The organism is Janthinobacterium sp. GW821-FHT03C08 (assembly GCF_059420905.1).
This window is the reverse complement of sequence record NZ_JBWKUP010000002.1, coordinates 154,058-175,001: the sequence shown is the minus strand read 5'-3', so window position 1 is coordinate 175,001 and position 20,944 is coordinate 154,058. Positions and strand designations below refer to the sequence as shown.

General features: G+C 62.3%; 23 protein-coding genes. All 23 read left to right on the top strand.

Going from position 1 to position 20,944, the window contains the following annotated elements; translation table 11 throughout:
- Positions 1 to 4 precede the first annotated feature (4 nt).
- The 23 genes from AC07VL_RS03190 (at position 5) to AC07VL_RS03080 (ending at position 20,888) form a co-directional block, all read left to right on the top strand.
- A complete protein-coding gene (locus tag AC07VL_RS03190; RefSeq protein WP_494804595.1) occupies positions 5 to 448 on the top strand; it encodes an HIT family protein in 444 nt (147 codons plus the stop codon).
- 9 nt (positions 449 to 457) lie between these two features.
- A complete protein-coding gene (locus AC07VL_RS03185) occupies positions 458 to 910 on the top strand; it encodes a gamma-butyrobetaine hydroxylase family protein (RefSeq protein WP_494804594.1) in 453 nt (150 codons plus the stop codon).
- Between the two features lie 98 nt (positions 911 to 1,008).
- The gene (locus tag AC07VL_RS03180; RefSeq protein WP_494804593.1) at positions 1,009 to 1,353 is read left to right on the top strand and encodes a YciI family protein; all 345 of its coding nucleotides are present in this window, start codon (positions 1,009 to 1,011) and stop codon (positions 1,351 to 1,353) included.
- Between the two features lie 2 nt (positions 1,354 to 1,355).
- Entirely contained in the window at positions 1,356 to 2,597 is a 1,242-nt protein-coding gene (locus tag AC07VL_RS03175; protein ID WP_494804592.1) for an RNA polymerase sigma factor, read from the top strand.
- Positions 2,598 to 2,626: 29 nt separating this feature from the next.
- Entirely contained in the window at positions 2,627 to 3,361 is a 735-nt protein-coding gene (gene ubiE, locus AC07VL_RS03170) for a bifunctional demethylmenaquinone methyltransferase/2-methoxy-6-polyprenyl-1,4-benzoquinol methylase UbiE (protein ID WP_034753359.1), read from the top strand.
- 31 nt (positions 3,362 to 3,392) lie between these two features.
- Positions 3,393 to 4,349 (top strand): Tim44 domain-containing protein, encoded by a 957-nt coding sequence (locus tag AC07VL_RS03165; RefSeq protein WP_494804591.1) that lies wholly within the window; start codon positions 3,393 to 3,395, stop codon positions 4,347 to 4,349.
- Between the two features lie 152 nt (positions 4,350 to 4,501).
- Positions 4,502 to 5,140, top strand: coding sequence for a ubiquinone biosynthesis accessory factor UbiJ (locus AC07VL_RS03160; RefSeq protein ID WP_494804590.1), 639 nt, complete (start codon positions 4,502 to 4,504; stop codon positions 5,138 to 5,140).
- Entirely contained in the window at positions 5,137 to 6,708 is a 1,572-nt protein-coding gene (gene ubiB / locus AC07VL_RS03155; protein WP_494804589.1) for a ubiquinone biosynthesis regulatory protein kinase UbiB, read from the top strand. Before AC07VL_RS03160 ends, ubiB begins: the two co-directional genes overlap by 4 nt.
- Positions 6,709 to 6,727: 19 nt before the next feature.
- Entirely contained in the window at positions 6,728 to 7,330 is a 603-nt protein-coding gene (locus AC07VL_RS03150; RefSeq protein ID WP_494804588.1) for a methyltransferase, read from the top strand.
- 91 nt (positions 7,331 to 7,421) lie between these two features.
- Positions 7,422 to 7,733, top strand: a complete 312-nt coding sequence (locus AC07VL_RS03145; RefSeq protein WP_290602880.1) for an FmdB family zinc ribbon protein — start codon at positions 7,422 to 7,424, stop codon at positions 7,731 to 7,733.
- A 40-nt stretch (positions 7,734 to 7,773) separates the two neighbouring features.
- The gene (locus AC07VL_RS03140) at positions 7,774 to 8,409 is read left to right on the top strand and encodes a DUF502 domain-containing protein (protein ID WP_494804587.1); all 636 of its coding nucleotides are present in this window, start codon (positions 7,774 to 7,776) and stop codon (positions 8,407 to 8,409) included.
- 62 nt (positions 8,410 to 8,471) lie between these two features.
- The gene (gene aspS / locus AC07VL_RS03135) at positions 8,472 to 10,274 is read left to right on the top strand and encodes an aspartate--tRNA ligase (RefSeq protein WP_494804586.1); all 1,803 of its coding nucleotides are present in this window, start codon (positions 8,472 to 8,474) and stop codon (positions 10,272 to 10,274) included.
- 85 nt (positions 10,275 to 10,359) lie between these two features.
- A complete protein-coding gene (gene nudB / locus AC07VL_RS03130) occupies positions 10,360 to 10,824 on the top strand; it encodes a dihydroneopterin triphosphate diphosphatase (RefSeq protein WP_494804585.1) in 465 nt (154 codons plus the stop codon).
- 36 nt (positions 10,825 to 10,860) lie between these two features.
- Positions 10,861 to 11,136, top strand: coding sequence for a hypothetical protein (locus tag AC07VL_RS03125; protein ID WP_494804584.1), 276 nt, complete (start codon positions 10,861 to 10,863; stop codon positions 11,134 to 11,136).
- A 109-nt stretch (positions 11,137 to 11,245) separates the two neighbouring features.
- The gene (locus AC07VL_RS03120) at positions 11,246 to 11,509 is read left to right on the top strand and encodes a hypothetical protein (RefSeq protein WP_494804583.1); all 264 of its coding nucleotides are present in this window, start codon (positions 11,246 to 11,248) and stop codon (positions 11,507 to 11,509) included.
- A gap of 71 nt (positions 11,510 to 11,580) precedes the next feature.
- Positions 11,581 to 12,402: an endonuclease/exonuclease/phosphatase family protein gene (locus AC07VL_RS03115; protein WP_494804582.1), complete on the top strand. Its 822-nt coding sequence runs from the start codon at positions 11,581 to 11,583 to the stop codon at positions 12,400 to 12,402.
- Between the two features lie 9 nt (positions 12,403 to 12,411).
- Complete coding sequence (clsB, locus tag AC07VL_RS03110; protein ID WP_494804581.1) at positions 12,412 to 13,575, top strand: cardiolipin synthase ClsB; 1,164 nt, start codon at positions 12,412 to 12,414, stop codon at positions 13,573 to 13,575.
- Positions 13,572 to 13,961, top strand: coding sequence for an RNA-binding S4 domain-containing protein (locus AC07VL_RS03105; protein WP_494804580.1), 390 nt, complete (start codon positions 13,572 to 13,574; stop codon positions 13,959 to 13,961). The genes clsB and AC07VL_RS03105 overlap by 4 nt, the downstream gene beginning before the upstream one ends.
- Before the next feature lie 258 nt (positions 13,962 to 14,219).
- Positions 14,220 to 14,828 (top strand): TetR/AcrR family transcriptional regulator, encoded by a 609-nt coding sequence (locus tag AC07VL_RS03100; RefSeq protein ID WP_092801857.1) that lies wholly within the window; start codon positions 14,220 to 14,222, stop codon positions 14,826 to 14,828.
- A gap of 80 nt (positions 14,829 to 14,908) precedes the next feature.
- Positions 14,909 to 16,699 carry an acyl-CoA dehydrogenase C-terminal domain-containing protein gene (locus tag AC07VL_RS03095; RefSeq protein WP_494804579.1) on the top strand — a complete coding sequence of 597 codons (1,791 nt, stop codon included), beginning with the start codon at positions 14,909 to 14,911 and terminating at the stop codon, positions 16,697 to 16,699.
- 14 nt (positions 16,700 to 16,713) lie between these two features.
- Complete coding sequence (locus AC07VL_RS03090; RefSeq protein WP_290602904.1) at positions 16,714 to 19,113, top strand: 3-hydroxyacyl-CoA dehydrogenase/enoyl-CoA hydratase family protein; 2,400 nt, start codon at positions 16,714 to 16,716, stop codon at positions 19,111 to 19,113.
- A gap of 11 nt (positions 19,114 to 19,124) precedes the next feature.
- Positions 19,125 to 19,622 (top strand): PaaI family thioesterase, encoded by a 498-nt coding sequence (locus AC07VL_RS03085; RefSeq protein WP_494804578.1) that lies wholly within the window; start codon positions 19,125 to 19,127, stop codon positions 19,620 to 19,622.
- Positions 19,623 to 19,691: 69 nt separating this feature from the next.
- Positions 19,692 to 20,888: an acetyl-CoA C-acyltransferase gene (locus AC07VL_RS03080; protein WP_034778434.1), complete on the top strand. Its 1,197-nt coding sequence runs from the start codon at positions 19,692 to 19,694 to the stop codon at positions 20,886 to 20,888.
- Positions 20,889 to 20,944: the final 56 nt, after the last annotated feature.

Sequence of the window (20,944 nt, the reverse complement as noted above, 5' to 3'; positions counted from 1 at the left end):
GTCCATGCCTTGCGATCTGTGTCAGTTGCTGGACGGCTACGCCCACAAGCAGGGTCTGGAAACCTTGCTGTGGCGCAGCGAGCGCTTGTCCGTCGTGGCCGTCGACGACCCAAGCTACCCCGGCTTTTGCCGCGTGATCTGGAACAAGCACGTGAAGGAAATGACGGACTTGACGCCAGGCGAGCGCAACTATGTCATGGAAGTCGTATGGCAAGTCGAGCTGGCCGTGCGCGAAGTGATGCAGCCGGAAAAGGTCAACGTGGCCAGTTTCGGCAACATGACGCCGCATGTGCACTGGCACGTGATTCCCCGCTACCGCGACGATGCGCATTTCCCGAACCCCAGCTGGGCAGTCGTGCAGCGCGAGACGGCGCCCGAGGTGCTGGCCGCGCGCCGCGCCCTGTTGCCCGCCTTGCGCACTGCCATCATTCAACGTTTATCCGCATAAAGTATTGTCATGACTGAAAAAGCAGCAACACCCCAACCCACCGGCTTGACCGTGCACAACCAGTCGCGCGTGCTCGACGTGGTTTTCGATGATGGCCGTGAATTTGCGTTGCCGTTCGAATACCTGCGCGTGTATTCGCCGTCGGCCGAAGTGCAGGGCCATGGCAAGGGCCAGGAAACATTGCAGTTAGGAAAGCGCCTGGTAGGCATCACGGGCATCGAGCCCGTCGGCAACTACGCCGTGCAGCCCACCTTCAGCGATGGCCACAATTCCGGCCTGTACACCTGGGCCTATCTGTACAAGCTGGGCGCGGAGCAAGCGACCCTGTGGCAAGCTTATCTGGACCAGCTGGCGGCGGCCGGCTACCCGGGCGACAGCGGCCGCGACGCCAAGGCCGACATGACGGTCAGGCAATCTTCCGGCGGTCATGTTCACGGCCCCAGTTGCGGGCACAAGCACTAAGGGGAAAAAATAATGCGGTAAGCTTGTCGGATTGCCGCATATCCATTCGTCGTATGAATGCCCGCGCTTGCGGGCATTTTTCTTTTGGAGAAGAGACCATGGAATACCTGATCCTGATCTACGCCGATGAATCCCGCTATGCCACCATGCCGGAAGGACAGATGGCCAGCCTGATGGCCGACTTTGCCAGCTATACGCAGGCGCTGGAGGCGGCCGGCGTGCTGCGCGGCGGCGCCGAGCTGGCGCCCGTGGGCAGCGCCACCTGCGTGCGCGTGCGCAATGGCAAGCCCGTCATCACGGACGGGCCGTTCGCGGAAACCAAGGAGCAGCTGGGCGGCTATTACTTGCTCGATTGCCCGAACCTGGACGAGGCGCTGGCCTGGGCCGGGCGTTGTCCGGCGGCGTCCCTGGGCACCATCGAAGTGCGGCCCGTCACGGCTTGAGCATGGCCGGCGACGCCGTTACGGCTGTCGAGCACGTCTTTCGCCAGGAAAAGGGCAGGGTGCTGGCGGGCCTGATGCGGCGCTTTGGCGACCTGGGCCTGGCGGAAGACGTGCTGCAGGAAGCGTGCCGCAAGGCACTGGAATGCTGGCCGCGCACAGGCATTCCCGACAATCCCGCCGCCTGGCTCAGTGCCGTGGCGCGCAATGCGGGCCTCGATCACGTGCGCCGGGCGGGCAGGAGCGTCGGCGATGCCGATGCCGTGCTGGCGCGCCTGCCGGCGGCCATGCTTGAGGAAACGCAAGCCATCGAAGATGACCGCTTGCGCCTGCTGTTCATCTGCTGCCATCCCGCGCTGGCGCCCGAGGCGCAGGTGGCGCTGGCCTTGCGCACCCTGTGTGGCCTGTCCACGGGCGAGGTCGCGCGCGCCTTTGGCGTGCCGGAAGCGGCCCTGTCGCAGCGCTTGTTGCGCGCCAAACGCAAGATCGCCGCAGCGCGCATCCCGTTCGAGTTGCCAGCGGAGCAAGAATTGCAGCCACGCCTGGCGCAAGTGCTGCATGTCATCTACCTGGTGTTCAGCGAGGGATATTGCGCCAGCGGCGGTGATAGCCTGCTGCGCGCGGACCTGTGCGCGGAAGCGCTGCGCCTGGGGCGGCTGCTGGACAGCCTGCTGCCGGGCCAGGCGGAAGTGCAGGGCTTGCTGGCCTTGCTGTTGTTGCAGGCGTCGCGCGACGCGGCCCGGCTGTCGCCGGAAGGTCACTTGCTGACCCTGGAAGAGCAGGACCGCCGCCTGTGGCAGGGCGACCTGATTGCTGAAGGCCTGTCCCTGCTGGAACGGGCGCTGGGCGCGCGTGCGCCCGGGCCGTACCAGTTGCAGGCCGCTATTGCCGCCTTGCATGCCAGGGCGGTCACGGCGGACCAGACGCACTGGCGCCAGATCCACGTGCTGTATGGCGCCTTGCTGCGGCACAAGCCGGAACCCTTGATCTTGCTCAATGCCGTGATCGCCTGCGCCATGGCGCATGGTGCCGGGCACGGCCTGGCGTGGCTGGATCGCCTGGAAGCCGTGCCCAGCCTGGCCCGGTCGCATTATCTGCATGCGGCCCGGGCCGACCTGCTGCGCCGCCTGGGCGACCGGACGGCGGCGCGCAAGGCCTACGTGCAAGCCGCGTCCCTGGCGCCGAATGCGGTCGAAAGGCAATACCTTCTCCGGCGTCAGGGGGAAATGCGCCTGCCGCTTGTATAATGCATGCAAGTTCAAACAGACTGCCTACCATGACCAATACGACCCATTTCGGATACAAAACAGTTGCAGAAGACGACAAAGTGCGCGAAGTCGCCAAGGTGTTCCATTCCGTCGCTGCCAAATACGACGTGATGAACGACTTGATGTCGGGCGGGCTGCACCGTCTGTGGAAGACGTTCACCATTGCCAACGCGGGCGTGCGCCCCGGCTTCAAGGTGCTCGACATCGCCGGCGGCACGGGCGACCTGTCGAAGGCGTTTGCCAAGCAGGCGGGTCCTACGGGCGAAGTCTGGTTGACCGATATCAATGAATCGATGTTGCGCGTGGGCCGCGACCGCCTCTTGAATCGCGGCCTCCTCACCCCCACCTTGTTGTGTGATGCGGAGAAACTGCCATTCCCCGACAACTATTTTGACCGTGTCAGCGTGGCCTTTGGCCTGCGCAACATGACGCACAAGGATGTGGCGCTGGCGGAAATGCGCCGCGTGCTGAAACCGGGTGGCAAGCTGCTGGTGCTGGAGTTTTCCAAGGTGGCCGCGCCGTTGCAAAAGCCGTACGACCTGTATTCGTTCTCGGTCTTGCCGTGGTTCGGACAGAAAATCGCCGGCGACGCGGAAAGCTACCGTTACCTGGCAGAATCGATCCGCATGCATCCGGACCAGGAAACCTTGAAAACCATGATGGAAACGGCGGGCCTGGAACGCGTGCAGTACTACAATTTGACGGCTGGAATTGCCGCTTTGCATACCGGCATCAAGATGTAATGTCGCCTTGCCGGTGAATCTAGGAGATGAAATGAAATTGAAGAAATTTTTGGTCGGCATGATGCTGGCCGCGACCACGGTATCCATGCTGGGCGAGGCGCTGGCCCGTCCCATGGGCGGTGGCCGTTCGTTTGGACGCCAGTCGCAAAACGTGGGCCGCCAGGCGCCTGCACCGGCACCAACCCCGGCGCCGGCTGCCGCGCCGCGCCAGGCGCAACCGGCTCCTGCCCCCGCACCGGCACCGGCCGCCAAGGCACCGAGTCGCTGGAAGGGCTTGCTGGGCGGCGCCTTGCTGGGCCTGGGCCTGGGCGCCCTGCTGTCGCACTTCGGCCTGGGCGGCGCCCTGGCCAGCATGATCAGCACCCTGCTGATGGTGGCCCTGCTGGCGGGCGTGGCCTTCTTCATTTACCGCATGGTGCGCGGCAAGCGCGACAGCAATACCAGCGGCAATGCGCCGTTCGCCGGTTTTGGCGGCAACCAGCCGGCACCTGCCGGTAACGTGCCCGACATCGGTTCGGCCATCCCGCCGCTGCCGCCGCTGCAGCCCGTTTCGTCCGGCGTCGGCCTGGACAAGCCGGTCCCGGTCCCGGCACCGGCTGCCGCGCCATGGGGCGTGCCTGCCGACTTCGACAAGGAAGCCTTCCTGCGCCACGCGAAAAGCAATTTCATTCGCCTGCAAGCGGCCTGGGACAAGGCGGACATCAACGACATCCGCGAATTCACGTCGCCGGAAGTGTATGCGGAACTGCGCATGCAGATCCAGGAACGGGGCGCGCAGCCGGACTTTACGGACGTCGTCACCATCGACGCCGAACTGCTGGGCATCGAGACGAGCGTCAACGATTACTTGGCCAGCGTGAAATTTACGGGCATGATCCGTTCGGCGCCGGGCGCGGCAGCGGAACCGTTCGCCGAAGTGTGGAATATGTCGAAACCCGTCAGCGGCAATAGCGGCTGGGTCTTGGCCGGTATTCAACAGTTGGGTTGATGATAATAGTTTCCTGAGTGGCAGCTTAAGCCCGCAGTCAATTCGTGGTGCTTGAGGGAGTTTTCCTGCTGAACTGGTAAGATCGAAACCGCCCGCGTTGTCATACGGGCGGTTTTTTCTTTTTGGGGGCGCGCGCGGCGCGCAGTATATAGATGGCACCACTTTCCGATCTCACCCTGATGACGCCCGTCATCGCGACCATCAACCATCTGCTGGCGCAGGAGCCGTGGGCGCGCCAGCAATTGGCCGTGCACGCGGGCAAGCTGGCCTGCATCGACACGGGGGCCGTGGCCTTGCGCCTGCGCGTCGACAGCGCCGGCATGCTGGAGGGGGCGCCGGCGGACGTGCCGGCCAACGTCACCATCCGCGTGAAATTGTCCGACCTGCCGCTGATCCTGCAAAACCGCGAGCGGGCGTTTTCCTACGTCAAGATCGAAGGCGATGCGGAATTTGCCAATGCGATTTCGCAATTGAGCAAGGGCCTGCGCTGGGAAGCGGAGCATGACCTGGAAAAGGTACTCGGTCCCATCCTTGCCACGCGCCTCGTCGCCGGTACGAAGGACGCTGTCGCCTTCGTGCGCACGGGCCAGCAAAAGCTGGCGGAAAACGTGGCCGAGTATTTCCTGGACGAACAACCCATGCTGATCCGTCCCACCACCTTGCAAGAGTATTCCACCGGCGTGACGCGCGTGCGCGATGACGTCGAACGCCTGGCCAAGCGCCTCGCCCGGCTGGAAAAGGCGGCCGCCGCCCTCCAGCCGCAGTCCTCCTTACCGGATTTGTCTACATGATATTGAAATTCCTGCGCCTGTTTAAGATCATCCGTGTTTCCATCAAGTACGGTCTGGATGAGATAGCGATTTCTGGTCTGCAAGTTCCCCGCACCGCCAAGCTGATCGACACCCTGATTTTCTGGCGCGACCTGTCGTCGCCACGGGGCTTGCGCCTGCGCCTGGCGCTCGAAGAGCTGGGGCCGATCTTCGTCAAGTTCGGCCAGGTGCTGTCGACGCGGCGCGACCTGATGCCACCTGACATCGCCGAAGAACTGGCGCGCCTGCAAGACCGCGTGCCGCCCTTCGATTCCGACCTGGCCATCGCACAGATCACCAAGTCCCTGGGCGCGCACCCGGACCAGCTGTTTGCCCGTTTCGAGCGCGAGCCGGTGGCGTCTGCCTCGATTGCCCAGGTGCACTTCGCCACCCTGAAAGACGGCCGCGAAGTGGCCGTGAAGGTCTTGCGTCCAGGCATGAAAAAGCTCATCGACGAAGACGTGGCCCTGATGCATATCGCGGCCGGCTGGATCAGCCGCCTGTGGGCCGACAGCAAGCGGTTGAAGCCGAAAGAGGTGGTGGGCGAGTTCGACAAATACCTGCACGACGAGCTGGACCTGATGCGCGAGGCGGCCAACGCCAGCCAGCTGCGCCGCAACTTCGCCAATTCGGACCTGCTGCTGGTGCCCGAGATGCACTGGGATTACTGTTCCAGCAGCGTCATCGTGATGGAACGCATGTATGGTATTCCCGTGTCGCAGATCGACCGCCTGGTGGCGGCCGGCGTGGATTTGCGCAAATTGTCCAGCGATGGCGTGGAAATTTTCTTCACGCAAGTGTTCCGTGACGGCTTTTTCCACGCGGATATGCATCCGGGGAATATTCTCGTCTCCATCGCGCCCGAGTCATTCGGCCGCTACATCGCCCTCGACTTCGGCATCGTGGGAACGTTGAACGACTACGACAAGGATTACCTGTCGCAGAACTTCCTCGCCTTCTTCCGCCGCGACTACAAGCGCGTGGCCGAGGCGCATATCGAATCGGGCTGGGCACCGAAGGACACGCGCGTCGACGAGCTGGAAGCGGCCGTGCGCGCCTGCTGCGAACCCATCTTCGACCGCCCGCTGAAGGATATTTCTTTTGGGCAAGTCCTGCTGCGGCTGTTCCAGACCTCGCGCCGCTTCAACGTGGAAGTGCAGCCGCAGCTGGTGCTGCTGCAAAAGACCCTGCTCAATATCGAAGGCCTGGGCCGCCAGCTGGATCCGGAGCTGGACCTGTGGCAGACGGCCAAGCCCTACCTGGAAAAGTGGATGAGCAACCAGGTGGGTCCGCAAGGCTTCATGGAGCGCCTGCGCGCCGAGGCGCCCCGCTATGCGCACATCTTCCCGCAACTGCCGCGCTTGCTGCACCAGGCCTTGACGGTGCATGGCGAACCGCGCGAAAACGACGTGGAACTGATGAAGGTATTGCTTGCGGAGCAACGCCAGACGAATCGTTTGCTGAGCTTCATCGTGTACTTCGTGGGCGCCTTCGCGCTCGGCGCGCTGGGCTTGCAAGTGTTCATGCGCTGGCACCAATTGCCGTTTTAACTCGCTGAGGACGTAAGTGATGGCTGACTTCCAGACCCGCGATCCGCTCTCGCCCGCCTTCTGGGACGAGCGTTTCGAAAAGCAATTTACGCCCTGGGACCAGGGCGGCGTGCCGGCGCGCCTGCGCAGCTTCGTGGCTGGCAGCCCGGCGCCGCTACGCTGTCTGATTCCCGGCTGCGGCGCCGCCCATGAGCTGGTGTTCATGCTGGACCACGGCTGGGACGCCACGGCCATCGATTTTTCGCCGGCCGCCGTGGCCGCCGCGCGCGGGCAACTGGGCGAGCGGGCAGTGCAGGTGAAGGAGGCCGATTTCTTTGCCTGGCAGCCCGAGGCGCCGCTGGACCTGATCTATGAGCGGGCCTTCCTGTGCGCCATGCCGCGCGCCATGTGGCCGCAGGTGGCGGCCCGCTGGGCCCAGCTGCTGGCGCCGGGCGCCATGCTGGCCGGCTACTTTTTCTTTGACGACAATGCCAAGGGGCCGCCGTTCGGCATTTCGCGGGAGGCACTGCAGGAATTGCTGGCGCCGCATTTCGACTGCCTGGCCGACGAGGCCGTTAGTGATTCCATTGCCGTCTTCGCGGGCAGGGAACGCTGGATGAGCTGGCGTCGCAGGGCGGACTGAAGCTGGCAGGCCCGGAGAGCGGGCAATTTCCGTAAAGGATGATGGAAAAGCTTTATAATTCAGGGTTTTTGATGATTTTCTCGGAGTAGAGATGCCGATTTACGCTTACCGTTGTGACGAGTGTGGTTTTGCCAAGGATGTCTTGCAAAAGATCTCCGATCCAGTACTGACGGTGTGCCTGTCGTGCGGCAAGCCCAGTTTCAAGAAACAATTGACGGCAGCCGGTTTCCAATTGAAGGGCACGGGCTGGTACGCGACTGATTTCCGCGGCGGCACGGCGCCCACCACGGCCATTCCGACGGGCCCGGCCGATAGTGCCAAACCTGCCGCCCCGGCCGACAGCGCACCGGCCGCCGCGGCACCGGCGCCCGCGCCTGCCGCCGCTGCGCCGAAAGCGGACTGAAACGCGCTGTGCGCCGACCCATTCCATTATCGAGAAACCGATGCGTAAATACTTTATTACCGGATTGCTGATTCTAGTCCCGCTGGCCATTACCGTCTGGGTACTCAATCTGGTGATCGGCACCCTGGACCAGTCGCTGCTGCTGGTGCCGGAACGTTTCCGTCCGAATTCGCTGTTCGGCTTTGACATTCCTGGCCTGGGGACGATACTGACGATAGTCATCGTGTTCCTGACGGGCTTGTTGACGAATAACCTCGTCGGCAATTACGTGGTGAAGCTGTGGGAAAAGTTGCTGCAGCGCATACCCATCGTCAATTCCCTGTATTCGAGCGTCAAGCAAGTGTCGGATACCTTGTTTTCCTCGTCGGGCAATGCTTTCCGCAAGGCAGTGCTGGTGCCGTATCCGCACCAGAACTCCTGGACCATCGCCTTCCTTACCGGCGTGCCCGGCGGCGATGCGGCAAACCACCTGGTGGGCGACTATGTCAGCGTGTACGTGCCGACGACGCCCAACCCGACATCAGGCTTTTTCCTGATGATGAAGCGCAGCGATGTGGTCGAACTCGACATGAGCGTCGATGCAGCGCTCAAATATATCGTCTCGATGGGCGTGGTGGCGCCTGCGGAAGTTGTTGCTGTAACGGCCCCGGTCCCGGGACCGGCAGCCAAAGAATAAAGGCAGGCGTCCCGCGGGGACGTGGCCGGATTGAACACTCACTAACCTGAACTGAGAATTTTATGTCTATGCGTACTCAATATTGCGGCCTCGTCACTGAAGCCATGCTGGGCCAAACCGTCAGCCTGTGCGGCTGGGTACACCGCCGCCGCGACCACGGCAGCCTCATTTTCATCGACTTGCGCGACCGTGAAGGCCTGGTGCAAATCGTCTGCAACCCGGAACAGGCGGAGATGTTCAAGGTCGCCGAAGCCGTGCGCAACGAATTCTGCCTGCGCGTGACGGGCGTCGTGACCGCGCGCACGGAAGGCACCATCAACACCAACTTGAATTCGGGCAAGATCGAAGTCGTCTGCGCCGAGATGGAAGTGCTGAACGCCTCCGTGCCCGTGCCGTTCCAACTGGACGACGACAACCTGTCGGAAACGACGCGTCTGACGCACCGCGTGCTGGACCTGCGCCGCCCGCAAATGCAGAACAACCTGCGCCTGCGCTACAAGGTGACGATGGAAGTGCGCAAGTACCTCGATGCGCTGGGTTTCATCGACATCGAAACGCCGATGCTGACCAAGTCCACGCCAGAAGGCGCGCGCGATTATCTGGTGCCATCGCGTGTGAACGCCGGCAACTTCTTCGCCTTGCCACAGTCGCCACAGTTGTTCAAGCAACTGTTGATGGTCGCCAACTTCGACCGCTACTACCAGATCACCAAGTGCTTCCGCGACGAAGACTTGCGCGCTGACCGCCAGCCGGAATTCACGCAGATCGACTGCGAAACTTCGTTCCTGACGGAACAGGAAATCCGCGACCTGTTCGAGGACATGATACGCGTCGTCTTCAAGAACACCCTGAACATCGACCTGCCGAATCCGTTCCCGGTGATGGATTTCGCCACGGCCATGGGCCTGTACGGTTCCGACAAGCCTGACATGCGCGTCAAGTTGGCCTTCACGGACTTGACCGATGTCATGAAAGATGTGGACTTCAAGGTCTTCTCGGGCGCGGCCAACATGCCGAACGGCCGCGTCGTCGGCTTGCTGGTACCTGGCGGCGGCGCCATGCCACGCTCGGAAATCGATGCCTACACGCAATTTGTCGCCATTTACGGCGCCAAGGGCCTCGCTTACATCAAGGTCAATGAAAAAGCCAAGGGCCGCGACGGCCTGCAATCGCCGATCGTGAAGAACCTGCACGATGCGGCATTGGCACAGATCGTGGAACTGACCAACGCGCAAGACGGCGACCTGATCTTCTTCGGCGCCGACAAGGCCAAGGTGGTCAACGACGCCATCGGCGCGCTGCGTGTGAAGATCGGCCACAGCGATTTCGGCAAGAAATCGGGCCTGTTCGAGGACGTGTGGAAGCCATTGTGGGTGGTCGACTTCCCGATGTTCGAGCATGACGAAGAAGCGGACCGCTGGACGGCAACCCACCATCCGTTCACGGCGCCGAAAGACGGCCATGAAGACATGCTGGAAAGCAATCCGGGCGCCTGCATCGCCAAGGCCTACGACATGGTCCTGAACGGCTGGGAACTGGGTGGCGGCTCTATCCGCATCCACCGCGAAGAAGTGCAAAGCAAGGTCTTCCGTGCACTGAAGATCGACGCGGAAGAAGCGCAGCTGAAGTTCGGCTTCCTGCTCGACGCCCTGCAATACGGCGCGCCGCCGCATGGCGGCCTGGCATTCGGCCTGGACCGTATCGTGACCATGATGACGGGTTCCGATTCGATCCGCGACGTGATCGCCTTCCCGAAAACCCAGCGCGCCCAGTGCCTGCTGACCCAGGCGCCGTCGGAAGTGGACGAGAAGCAACTGCGCGAACTGCACATCCGTTTGCGCGGCGCCGAGCCAAAAGTAGCGTAATGCATCAGGCGGCCGCTGCGGCGGCCGCTGTTTGATCATGCTATGCAAAAAGAGGCGCTGACGAGGCGCCTTTTTCATTGTTGATATGACCCATAAAATTCCCGTTTCCGTGCTGGTCGTCATTCATACGGCCGAACTCGACGTCCTGCTGATCGAGCGCGCGGGCCAGCCCGGCTTCTGGCAATCGGTGACCGGTTCCGTCGACGCCGTCGACGAGCCGCTGTTGCAGACGGCCGCGCGCGAGCTGTGCGAGGAAACCGGTATCGTTGCCGATGGCGAACGCATCGTGCTGCGCGACTGGCACCTGGCGAACGAGTACGAGATCTACCCCATCTGGCGCCACCGCTACGCGCCCGGCGTGACGCGCAACACGGAGCACGTCTTCAGCGTGCAGGTGCCGCGCGATGTCGCCATTACCCTGAGTCCCCGCGAGCATCTGCAGTACGCCTGGCTGCCGTACCTGGCGGCGGCCGACCGGTGTTTTTCCTCTTCCAATGCGGAAGCCATTTTGCAGCTGCCGGCCATGACGGGCCTGGCGCGGCCTGCCTGACCCACCGAGAAAGTCTTTATGTTGAACTGGATTCATTTGACTACGCAGCAAAAACTGCTGGGTACCGTGGGCATCGTTTTCTGCCTGTGCCTTATTTTCCTGCTGTTTAGTTCCACCGTGCCTGGCCGCACGCCGCCCATCGGCATGCCGTTGATGGCGATCGGCTGGCTGCTGCACCCGGGCGCCTTTGCCCCGGGCAAGCGCACGGTGGCCTGGCGCGGCGCGCCCCTGCTGGTCAAGATCGTCTGGGCGGCCGGCATTACGGCCTTGCTCGTCAGCGTGACGGCGGGCGTGGGACGCATGCTGGCCTGAGGCTCTATAAACTATTGTCATATGGTATTATTGCTTTAATAGTAATTTCACTTGATGACGAAAGGTTTGCATGCTGAACTGGCCTCAACTTTCTTTTCAGCAGCGTCTCTTGGGCGCCATCTTCCTGTCCTGGATTTTTGGCGCCTTGTACGCCGTGTGTTTTTCCGATCAGCCGCATGTCCGCCTGCCACAGGCCGGTTTGCCCTTGCTGATGCTGGGATTTCTCCTGCACCCCCGCTGCTTTGCCGGCGGGCGGGGCGCCTTCAGCTGGAGCAGCGCCCCCAGGCTGGTGAAAGGCCTGTGGGTGATCGGCATGGTGGTGGGCAGCATCAGCGCCATCGATAGTTTGCTGCTGGCGATGGCAGGCAGATAAAGTGGGACTTGGGTGCGCACGCGCACCTACGCCGGCGCCGCGCGGGGCCCGTCTGGGAGTAGAATCAATGCATGAAAATCCGCGTAGCAACTTATAATATACACAAGGGCGTCTCCTCCGTGCGGGGCTTGCCCAGAGTCCACGCATTGAAGCAGGCGATCGCCCTGTTCCATGCCGATGTCGTCTTCCTGCAAGAGGTGCAGGGCAAGCATGACCGCAATGCGGCCCGCTATGGTGCCGAGAAAAACGGCCACAAGCATTGGCCGGAAGCGTCGCAGCATGAATTCTTTGCCGGCGCCGAACACCATTCCGCCTACGGCATGAATGCCGTGTATGACCATGGCCACCATGGCAATGCCCTGCTGAGCAAGTTCCCCATCGCCTCGCAAACCAACCACGACGTCTCCGACCATGCGTATGAGCAACGCGGCATCCTGCATTGCGTGCTCAGGACGCCGCAGGCCGACGTGCATTGCTACGTGGTGCACCTGGGCCTGTTCGAGTCGGGGCGGGGGCGCCAGACGCAGGCCCTCATCGATGCCGTCATGGAATCGGCGCCAAATGGCGAGCCCGTCATCATCGCGGGCGACTTCAACGACTGGCGCAATACGCTCAGCGACAAGCTGCGCAATGCGCTCGGGGTGGTCGAGGTATTCGACCAGCGCGCGTCGAACTCGGCCCTGGGCGACCTCGTGCGCACCCTGGCGCGGCGCCAGACGAAAACCCCCGTGCCCGTGCCGGCGCGCACCTTTCCCGCCGCCTTGCCGTGGTTCCGCCTGGACCGCATCTATGTGCGCGGTTTCCACGTGGAAGGTGCGCAAGTGATGCATGGCACCTTGTGGGCAAAACTGTCGGACCATGCGCCGATAGTTGCTGCCTTGAAACTCGCGTAGACTGCCGGCATGCGCACAGTCAATTTCATCGCCCACAACGACATCAAGCTGCTGTATTGCGGCACCGATTACTTTCCAGCGCTGGTCCGTGCCATCGACGGCGCGCGCACGGAAGTCTATTTCGAAACCTATATCTTCGCCGACGACGCCACGGGCACCCTGGTGCTCGATGCCCTGAAGCGTGCCGCTGCGCGCGGCGTGCTGGTGTGCATGATCACGGACTGGTTCGGCACGGGCAACCGCCGCGTCAATGCCATGCATGCGCAGCTGGAAGCGGCCGGCGTGCATCACCGCATCTTCAACCCGTGGTTCCGGCGCGGCATCACGCGCACGCACCGCAAGATTTGCGTGGCCGATGGCGAGATCGCCCTCGTGGGCGGCATCAACATCAACGATGACATGTTTTGCGACTATGACCACAGCATCAGCCTGGAAGCGCCGCGCTGGGATTTCGCCGTGCAGGTGAAAGGCCCGCTGGTGGACGCCATCCATGAAGAAGTGCAGGCGCAGTGGGCGCGGCTGGGCAAGATGAACCTGGTGCGGCGTATCAAGCTGTACCGCAAGATGCGCGTCGTCAGCAAGGAGCTGGCGAAGAACCCGGTCGTGGCCGGCTTTGTCGTGCGCGACAACCTGCGCAACCGCCGCACCATCCAGCGCGCTTACCTGCAGGCGCTGGGCCAGGCGAGGAAAAGCGTGATGCTGGCCAATCCGTATTTTGCGCCCGGGCACAAGCTGCGCCGCGCCCTGGCCCAAGCGGCCCAGCGGGGCGTTGACGTGGTGCTCCTGATTGGCGTGGGCGAGTTCCGCATGCAGGATGCCGTGGCGCACTCGTTTTATCCGAAGCTGCTGGCCGCCGGCGTGAAAATCGTCGAGTACCGCAAGACGCAGCTGCACGCCAAGGTGGCCGTCGTCGACGATGACTGGGCGACGGTGGGTTCGAGCAATATTGACGCGCTGAGCCTGTTCCTGAACCAGGAAGCGAACGTGGTGATCAAGGATGTTGCGTTTGCGCAAAGCCTGCGCCAGCACATCGAGCAGGGCGTGGCGGATGGCATCGTCATCCATCAGGATGATTTCAAGCACATCGGCCGGTTCCGCCGCATCGGCTATGAAGCGGCGTTCCTCGTGTACCGGCTGGTGATGCGCATTTTTTCAGTAGGCAAGTACGCATGAGCGAGATGACAACGGTAAGGCTGGACAAATGGCTGTGGGCGGCGCGCTTCTTCAAGACGCGTTCGCTGGCCAGCGAAGCCGTCGACACGGGCAAAGTGAAGGTGGGCGGTGAAAAGGTCAAGCCGGCGCGCAGCGTGCGCGTGGGCGACGAGCTGGCCATCGACAATGGTGCCGAGACGTGGGAAGTGGCAGTACTGGGCTTGTCCGACAAGCGCGGCGCGGCAAGCGTGGCGCGCTTGCTGTATGCGGAAACGCCGGCCAGCATCGCCCGCCGCGAACAGTTGGCGGAAGAACGCAAGCTGTTCCGCGAGCCTGGCAGTACCATCAAGGGGCGGCCGACCAAGCGCGACCGCCGTCAATTGAGCAAGGCAGGCGGCCTCGACTGAGGTACGCCTATTGCTGCAAGGCAAGGGCGCACGACGCCTTTGCTCTTCAGAAATCGACACAAACACGCAGCCAAAGAATGCTGCGCCGCACCAATAGAACGCCGGCTCTAAAGTTCCCGTTTGACTTTTACGTGGTAGTGGATAATAGTACGAGCGTTCGGATTTTTTCGAGGCGTGCTTTTTTTACCCCTCGCTTCAGTCCGCCAGATCGGCAACATCACTTTGAGAACGGACCTCTTGAATACTTCAGTCAAATTCATGCGCAAGGGCGAACTGACCCGTGCAGCCATCCTCGACGTGGCGCTGGACCTGTCCAGCCGCGACGGCCTGGAAGGCCTGACCATTGGGCTGCTTGCGGACAAAATGAACATGAGCAAGTCGGGCGTGTTTGCCCACTTCGGCTCGCGCGAAGACTTGCAGATGGAAGTGCTCAAGCTCTACCACTATCGTTTTGAGCAAGAAGTCTTTTTCCCCAGCATGAAGGAGCCACGCGGCATCGCCCGCCTGCAATCGATGTTTGCGCGCTGGGTCAAGCGGGTCAGCGTGGAAATCGCTTCCGGCTGCATCTATATCAGCGGCGCCGTCGAATACGACGACCGTCCGGGCCCCATCCGCGAGGCCCTGGTGGCCATGGTGCGGGCCTGGCAGGGCGCGCTGCTGCGCTGTGTCGAGCAATCGATCGCCACGGGCGACCTGAAAGCGGACACGGACGCCCAGCAGCTGGTGTACGAGATGTATGGCCTGATCCTGGCCCTGCATCACGATGCGCGCTTCCTGCGCGTGCCGGGCAGCATCGAACGGGCGCAAGCGGGCTTTGTCCGCCTGCTGGCGTCGTACCAGAATCCGGCCGCAGTCAGCAAGGAATAAGCAGTCCAGGAATTATCCGCAGCAACGAACAAGCAGTTCACAAGTAAAACACTTTAGCTAAACGCCTTCAGGAGAAAATTATGGGTCAATACGTCGCGCCAATCCGGGATATGCAATTCGTCCTGCATGAGTTCCTGCAAGTGGAAGAAGAACTGAAGCAAATGCCGTCGTACGCCGACGTCGACGCCGACATCATCAACCAGGTGCTGGAAGAGGGCGGCAAATTCACTTCCGAAGTGCTGTTCCCGCTGAACCACTCCGGCGACCGCGAAGGCTGCCACCACGACCCCGTCACGAAAAATGTGACCACGCCGAAAGGTTTCAAGGAAGCCTACAAGCAGTACGTCGAAGGCGGCTGGGCGGCCTTGGCCTGCGATCCGCAATACGGCGGCCAGGGCTTGCCTGTCGTGCTGAACAATTCGTTCTATGAAATGCTGAACTCGTCGAACCAGGCCTGGTCCATGTACCCTGGCCTGTCGCACGGCGCCTACGAGTGCCTGAAGGAACACGGCACCGACCACCAGAAGGAAGTCTACCTGCCGAAGCTGGTGTCGGGCGAATGGACGGGCACCATGTGCCTGACCGAACCGCATTGCGGCACCGACCTGGGCCTGCTGCGCTCGAAAGCGCTGCCTGAGGCGGACGGCTCCTGGACCATCACCGGCAACAAGATCTTCATTTCGGCCGGCGAGCACGACATGGCGGAAAACATCCTGCACCTGGTGCTGGCCCGCGTGCCGGACGCGCCGGAAGGCTCGAAAGGCATCTCGCTGTTCCTGGTGCCGAAATTCCTGCCGAACGCCGATGGCACGGTCGGTGAACGCAACCCGATCACCTGCGGCGCCATCGAAGAAAAAATGGGTATCCACGGCAATTCGACCTGCCAGATGAACCTGGACGGCGCGAAAGGCTGGATCATCGGCCAGCCGAACAAGGGCCTCAATGCCATGTTCGTCTTCATGAACGCGGCCCGTCTGGGCGTGGGCATGCAGTCGCTGGGCCTGACGGAAATCGCCTACCAGAACGCACTGATCTACGCCAAGGACCGCACGCAAATGCGCTCGCTGTCCGGCATCAAGAACCCGGAACTGCCGGCCGACCGCATCATCGTGCATCCTGACGTGCGCCGCATGCTGTTGACGGGCAAAGCCTACGCCGAAGGCGCGCGCGCCTTTACCTCGTACGTGGCGCTGCAGATCGACCGCGAACTGCACCACCCGGACGCCGACGTGCGCAAGGAAGCGGCCGACGAAGTGGCGCTGCTGACCCCCGTCATCAAGGCTTTCATCACCGACAACGCCTGGATCGCCACCTCGGACGCGATGCAAGTGTTCGGCGGCCACGGCTACATCTCGGAATGGGGCATGGAACAGTATGTGCGCGACGCGCGCATCAACATGATCTACGAAGGCACGAACACGATCCAGTCGCTGGACCTGTTGGGCCGCAAGATCCTGGGCGACAACGGCGCCAAGCTGCGCAAGTTCGGCGAGAAGATCAAGGCCTTCGTCGAAGACAACGGCACCGATGAAGCGATGAGCGAATTCGTCACCCCACTGGGCGATTTGGGCGACAAAGTCACCAAGCTGACCATGGAAATCGGCATGAAGGCATTCCAGAATCCTGACGAAGTGGGCGCGGCCTGCGTGCCATACCTGCGCGTCGTCGGCCACATGATCTACAGCTATTTGTTCGCGCAGATGGCCAAGATCGCCCTCGAAAAAGAGTCCAGCGGCGACAAGTTCTACACCGCCAAACTGGCTACCGCACGTTTCTACTTCGCCCGCTTGCAGCCTGAGACGGCAACCCTGATCCGTCAGGCGCGTTCCGGTTCGGCCAACCTGATGGCACTCGACGCAGACCTGTTCTAAGACTTGAGGAAAATATGACCAATTTCATCGTTAAAAAAGTAGCCGTCCTCGGCGCCGGCGTGATGGGCGCGCAGATCGCCGCCCATTGCATCAACGCGAAAGTGCCGGTCGTGCTGTTCGACCTGCCAGCGAAGGAAGGGCCAAAGAATGGCATCGTGCTGCGCGCCATCGAGAACCTGAAAAAGCTGTCGCCTGCGCCGCTGGGCAACAAGGATGACGCCGCGCTGATCCAGGTGGCCAACTACGAAGACAACCTGGACCTGCTGGCCGGTTGCGACCTGATCATCGAAGCCATCGCCGAGCGCATGGACTGGAAACATGACCTGTATCAAAAGGTTGCGCCGCATATCGCGCCGAACGCGATCTTCGCCTCCAACACTTCCGGCCTGTCGATCAACAAGCTGGCCGACGGTTTCGACGAAACCCTGAAAGCGCACTTCTGCGGCGTGCACTTCTTCAATCCGCCACGCTATATGCACCTGGTGGAACTGATCCCGACGACGTCGACGAAGCCGGAAATCCTCGACCAGCTCGAAGCCTTCCTGACGACGACCCTGGGCAAGGGCGTCGTGCGCGCCAAGGACACGCCGAACTTCATCGCCAACCGCGTCGGCATCTTCGGCATGCTGGCGACGATGCATGAAGCGGAAAAATTCGGCCTGTCCGTGGACGTCGTCGATGACCTGACGGGCGCCAAGCTGGGCCGCGCCAAGTCGGGCACCTTCCGCACGGCGGACGTCGTCGGCCTGGATACCATGGGCCATGTGATCAAGACCATGCAGGACAACCTGGCGGACGACCCGTTCTTCAGTGTGTACAAGACGCCGGCCGTGCTGGCGTCGCTGGTCGAAAAAGGCACCCTGGGCCAGAAGAGCGGCGCCGGCTTCTACAAGAAGGTCGGCAAGGAAATCCAGCGCCTGGACTTCGCCACCGGCGACTACGTGACCGGCGGCGGCAAGGCTGCCGACATCATCGCCCGCATCCTGAAGGAAAAGGACCCGGTCAAGAAGATGAAGGCGCTGCGCGAATCGACCAACCCGCAAGGCCAGTTCCTGTGGGCGATCTTCCGCGACGCTTTCCACTACATCGCCATCCACCTCGACACCGTGGCCGACAACGCGCGCGACATTGACTTCGCCATGCGCTGGGGCTTCGGCTGGAACGTGGGTCCGTTTGAAACGTGGCAAGCATCGAACTGGCTGCAAGTGGCGAACTGGGTCAAGGAAGACATCGACGCCGGCAATGCGCTGTGCAACGCGCCTTTGCCAGCGTGGGTATTCGAAGGTCCGGTCGCTGAAAAAGGCGGCGTGCACACGCCGGAAGGTTCCTATTCCGCCGTGTCGAACAGCTTCGTGCCCCGTTCGACCCTGTCCGTGTACGACCGCCAGCCATTCCGCGCGCCAGTGCTGGGCAGCGGCGCCATCGACGGCAAGACCGCCGGCACCACCGTCTTCGAAGACGAATCCGTGCGCGTCTGGCATACGGGCGACGATGTATTGATCATCTCGTTCAAGACCAAGATGCACGTGATCGGCGAAGGCGTGATCAACGGCCTGAAACTGGCGCTGGCTGAAGCGGAGAAAAACTTCAAGGGTCTGGTGATCTGGCACGCCGACGCGGCCGAAGGCGGTGCCTTCTCGGCCGGCGCCGACCTGCAATCGGCCCTGCCGGCATTCATGCAAGGCGGCGTGAAAGCCGTCGATCCGATCATCGCCGAACTGCAGAAGACCTTCATGTCGCTGAAATACGCGAACGTGCCGGTGATCGCTGCGGTGGCGGGCCTGGCGCTGGGCGGCGGTTGCGAACTGGCGCTGCACTCCTCGAAGCGCGTGGCTTCGATCGAGTCCTACATCGGCCTGGTGGAAGTGGGCGTCGGCCTGATTCCTGCCGGCGGCGGCTTGAAGGAAGCGGCGCAGCGCGCCTACAAGGAAGCCAAGGGCAACGATATCCTGCAATTCCTGAAAACGGGCTTCACCAACGCGGCCACCGCCAACGTGTCGAAATCGGCGCTGGAAGCGAAGAAAATGGGCTACCTGAAGGAAGACGACGTCATCGTGTTCAACGCCTACGAGCTGCTGCACGTGGCCAAGGTCGAAGCGCGCGCCATGTTCGACGCGGGTTTCCGTCCGCAACTGCCGTCGCTGATCCAGGTCACGGGTCGTTACGGCTGGGGCACCATCAAGGCGCAACTGGTCAATATGCGCGACGGCGGCTTCATTTCGGCGCACGATTTCAAGCTGGGCGAGATGATTGCCGAGATCGTATCGGGCGGTGACGTGGACCAGGGCAGTTTCGTCAGCGAACAGTGGCTGCTGGATATGGAACGCAAGGCATTCCTGGAGCTGTTGAACCATCCGAAAACCCAGGAACGGATCATGGGCATGATGCAGACCGGTAAGCCGGTACGCAACTAAGCACAGCGTCGATGACGATCCTGTCCCTCGTATTCAAAGTATTACTGCGCGTGAGGCCAAGCATGGTGTATGACCGTATCAAACAACAGATGATGGACACTTTGCCCTTCGTGCGGCTGCTGGGGATCAGCATCGACGAGATCGGCGCCGGCACCTCGAAGGTGTCGATGCCGGACGATCCGAAACTGCATAATCACCTGGGCACGCAGCATGCGGGTGCCTTGTTTACCCTGGCCGAAACGGCTTCCGGCGCGGCCATGGCGGGCGGCTTCGCCGAGTTGATACTGGGCTTGCGCCCGGTGGCCAAGGAGTCGCGCATCGCCTACCAGAAGGTGGCCAAAGGCGCGACGCGCGCCGAAGGCAGGGTACCGGGCGACCTGGCGGCCTTGAAGGCGCAGCTGGCGCAGGATGGCAAGGTGGCGTTTCCCGTGGCAGTCGATATTTTCGATGCCGAAGGCACGCTGGCGGCACAGGTGACGGTGGACTGGTATCTGTCGCAGAAGCGATAAGAGATTACCTGAGCCACCCCGGACATTCGACAGAACACGAACCTCGTTCAACATCTTTGAAAGAACAAAATGAGCAAACAACTTCAAGACGCGTACATCGTCTCTGCAACCCGCACCCCGATCGGCAAGGCGCCGCGCGGCATGTTCAAGAACACCCGCCCGGACGACCTGCTGGTGCGCGTGCTGCAATCGGCACTGGCGCAAGCCCCTGGCCTGGACCCGGCATTGATCACCGACGCCATCATCGGCTGCTCGTTCCCGGAAGCGGAGCAGGGCTTCAATATCGCGCGTAACTCGGTGCTGCTGGCCGGCTTGCCGAAGACCGTGGGTGGCGTCACCGTCAACCGCTACTGCGCTTCTGGCATCACGGCCATTGCCATGGCGGCCGACCGCATCCGCGTGGGCGAAGCCGACGTCATGATCGCCGGCGGTATCGAATCGATGTCGATGGTACCGATGATGGGCCATCACCCATCGATGAACCTGGACATGTTCAGCGACGAAAACATCGGCATGGCCTACGGCATGGGCCTGACGGCCGAAAAAGTGGCGCAGCAATGGAAAGTGTCGCGCGAACAGCAGGACGCGTTCTCGGTCGAATCGCACCGCCGCGCCATCGCCGCGCAGCAAGCCGGTTTCTTCAAGGCGGAAACGACGCCAGTGGAAATCATCACGCGTACGCCGAACCTGGCCACCGGCCAGGTGGACGTATCGCGCCGCACCGTCGACACCGACGAAGGCGCGCGCGCCGATTCGTCGATGGAGTCGCTGGCCAAGCTCAAGCCCGTCTTCGCCGCCAAGGGTTCCGTCACGGCCGCCAACAGTTCGCAGATGTCCGACGGCGCCGGTGCGCTGCTGATCGTCAGCGAGAAGATTTTGCGCGAGCACAACCTGACCCCGCTGGCGAAATTCTCCTCGTTCGCCGTGCGCGGCGTGCCGCCGGAAATCATGGGCATCGGTCCGAAATTCGCCATTCCGGCCGCGTGCGCCGCCGCCGGCATCACGCAAGACCAGCTGGACTGGATCGAGCTGAACGAAGCGTTTGCCGCGCAAGCCTTGGCTGTCATCGGCGACCTGGGCCTGGACCCGGCAAAAGTGAACCCGATGGGCGGCGCGATCGCCCTGGGCCACCCGCTGGGCGCCACCGGCGCCATCCGCGCCGCGACCGTGATCCACGCGCTGCAGCGCACCAAGCAGAAGTACGGCATGGTCACGATGTGCGTGGGCGCCGGCATGGGCGCAGCAGGCATCTTCGAGCGCGTCTGATGACACAGGCGTCGTGACGTCAGTGGTCAGATAGGATTGGTCAAAACTTGGGCGCT

Coding starts and splice junctions, on each gene's coding strand:
- AC07VL_RS03190 (WP_494804595.1), top strand. CDS start 5: ATGCCTTGCGATCTGTGTCAGTTGCTGGACGGCTACGCCCACAAGCAG.
- AC07VL_RS03185 (WP_494804594.1), top strand. CDS start 458: ATGACTGAAAAAGCAGCAACACCCCAACCCACCGGCTTGACCGTGCAC.
- AC07VL_RS03180 (WP_494804593.1), top strand. CDS start 1,009: ATGGAATACCTGATCCTGATCTACGCCGATGAATCCCGCTATGCCACC.
- AC07VL_RS03175 (WP_494804592.1), top strand. CDS start 1,356: ATGGCCGGCGACGCCGTTACGGCTGTCGAGCACGTCTTTCGCCAGGAA.
- ubiE (WP_034753359.1), top strand. CDS start 2,627: ATGACCAATACGACCCATTTCGGATACAAAACAGTTGCAGAAGACGAC.
- AC07VL_RS03165 (WP_494804591.1), top strand. CDS start 3,393: ATGAAATTGAAGAAATTTTTGGTCGGCATGATGCTGGCCGCGACCACG.
- AC07VL_RS03160 (WP_494804590.1), top strand. CDS start 4,502: ATGGCACCACTTTCCGATCTCACCCTGATGACGCCCGTCATCGCGACC.
- ubiB (WP_494804589.1), top strand. CDS start 5,137: ATGATATTGAAATTCCTGCGCCTGTTTAAGATCATCCGTGTTTCCATC.
- AC07VL_RS03150 (WP_494804588.1), top strand. CDS start 6,728: ATGGCTGACTTCCAGACCCGCGATCCGCTCTCGCCCGCCTTCTGGGAC.
- AC07VL_RS03145 (WP_290602880.1), top strand. CDS start 7,422: ATGCCGATTTACGCTTACCGTTGTGACGAGTGTGGTTTTGCCAAGGAT.
- AC07VL_RS03140 (WP_494804587.1), top strand. CDS start 7,774: ATGCGTAAATACTTTATTACCGGATTGCTGATTCTAGTCCCGCTGGCC.
- aspS (WP_494804586.1), top strand. CDS start 8,472: ATGTCTATGCGTACTCAATATTGCGGCCTCGTCACTGAAGCCATGCTG.
- nudB (WP_494804585.1), top strand. CDS start 10,360: ATGACCCATAAAATTCCCGTTTCCGTGCTGGTCGTCATTCATACGGCC.
- AC07VL_RS03115 (WP_494804582.1), top strand. CDS start 11,581: ATGAAAATCCGCGTAGCAACTTATAATATACACAAGGGCGTCTCCTCC.
- clsB (WP_494804581.1), top strand. CDS start 12,412: ATGCGCACAGTCAATTTCATCGCCCACAACGACATCAAGCTGCTGTAT.
- AC07VL_RS03105 (WP_494804580.1), top strand. CDS start 13,572: ATGAGCGAGATGACAACGGTAAGGCTGGACAAATGGCTGTGGGCGGCG.
- AC07VL_RS03100 (WP_092801857.1), top strand. CDS start 14,220: ATGCGCAAGGGCGAACTGACCCGTGCAGCCATCCTCGACGTGGCGCTG.
- AC07VL_RS03095 (WP_494804579.1), top strand. CDS start 14,909: ATGGGTCAATACGTCGCGCCAATCCGGGATATGCAATTCGTCCTGCAT.
- AC07VL_RS03090 (WP_290602904.1), top strand. CDS start 16,714: ATGACCAATTTCATCGTTAAAAAAGTAGCCGTCCTCGGCGCCGGCGTG.
- AC07VL_RS03085 (WP_494804578.1), top strand. CDS start 19,125: ATGACGATCCTGTCCCTCGTATTCAAAGTATTACTGCGCGTGAGGCCA.
- AC07VL_RS03080 (WP_034778434.1), top strand. CDS start 19,692: ATGAGCAAACAACTTCAAGACGCGTACATCGTCTCTGCAACCCGCACC.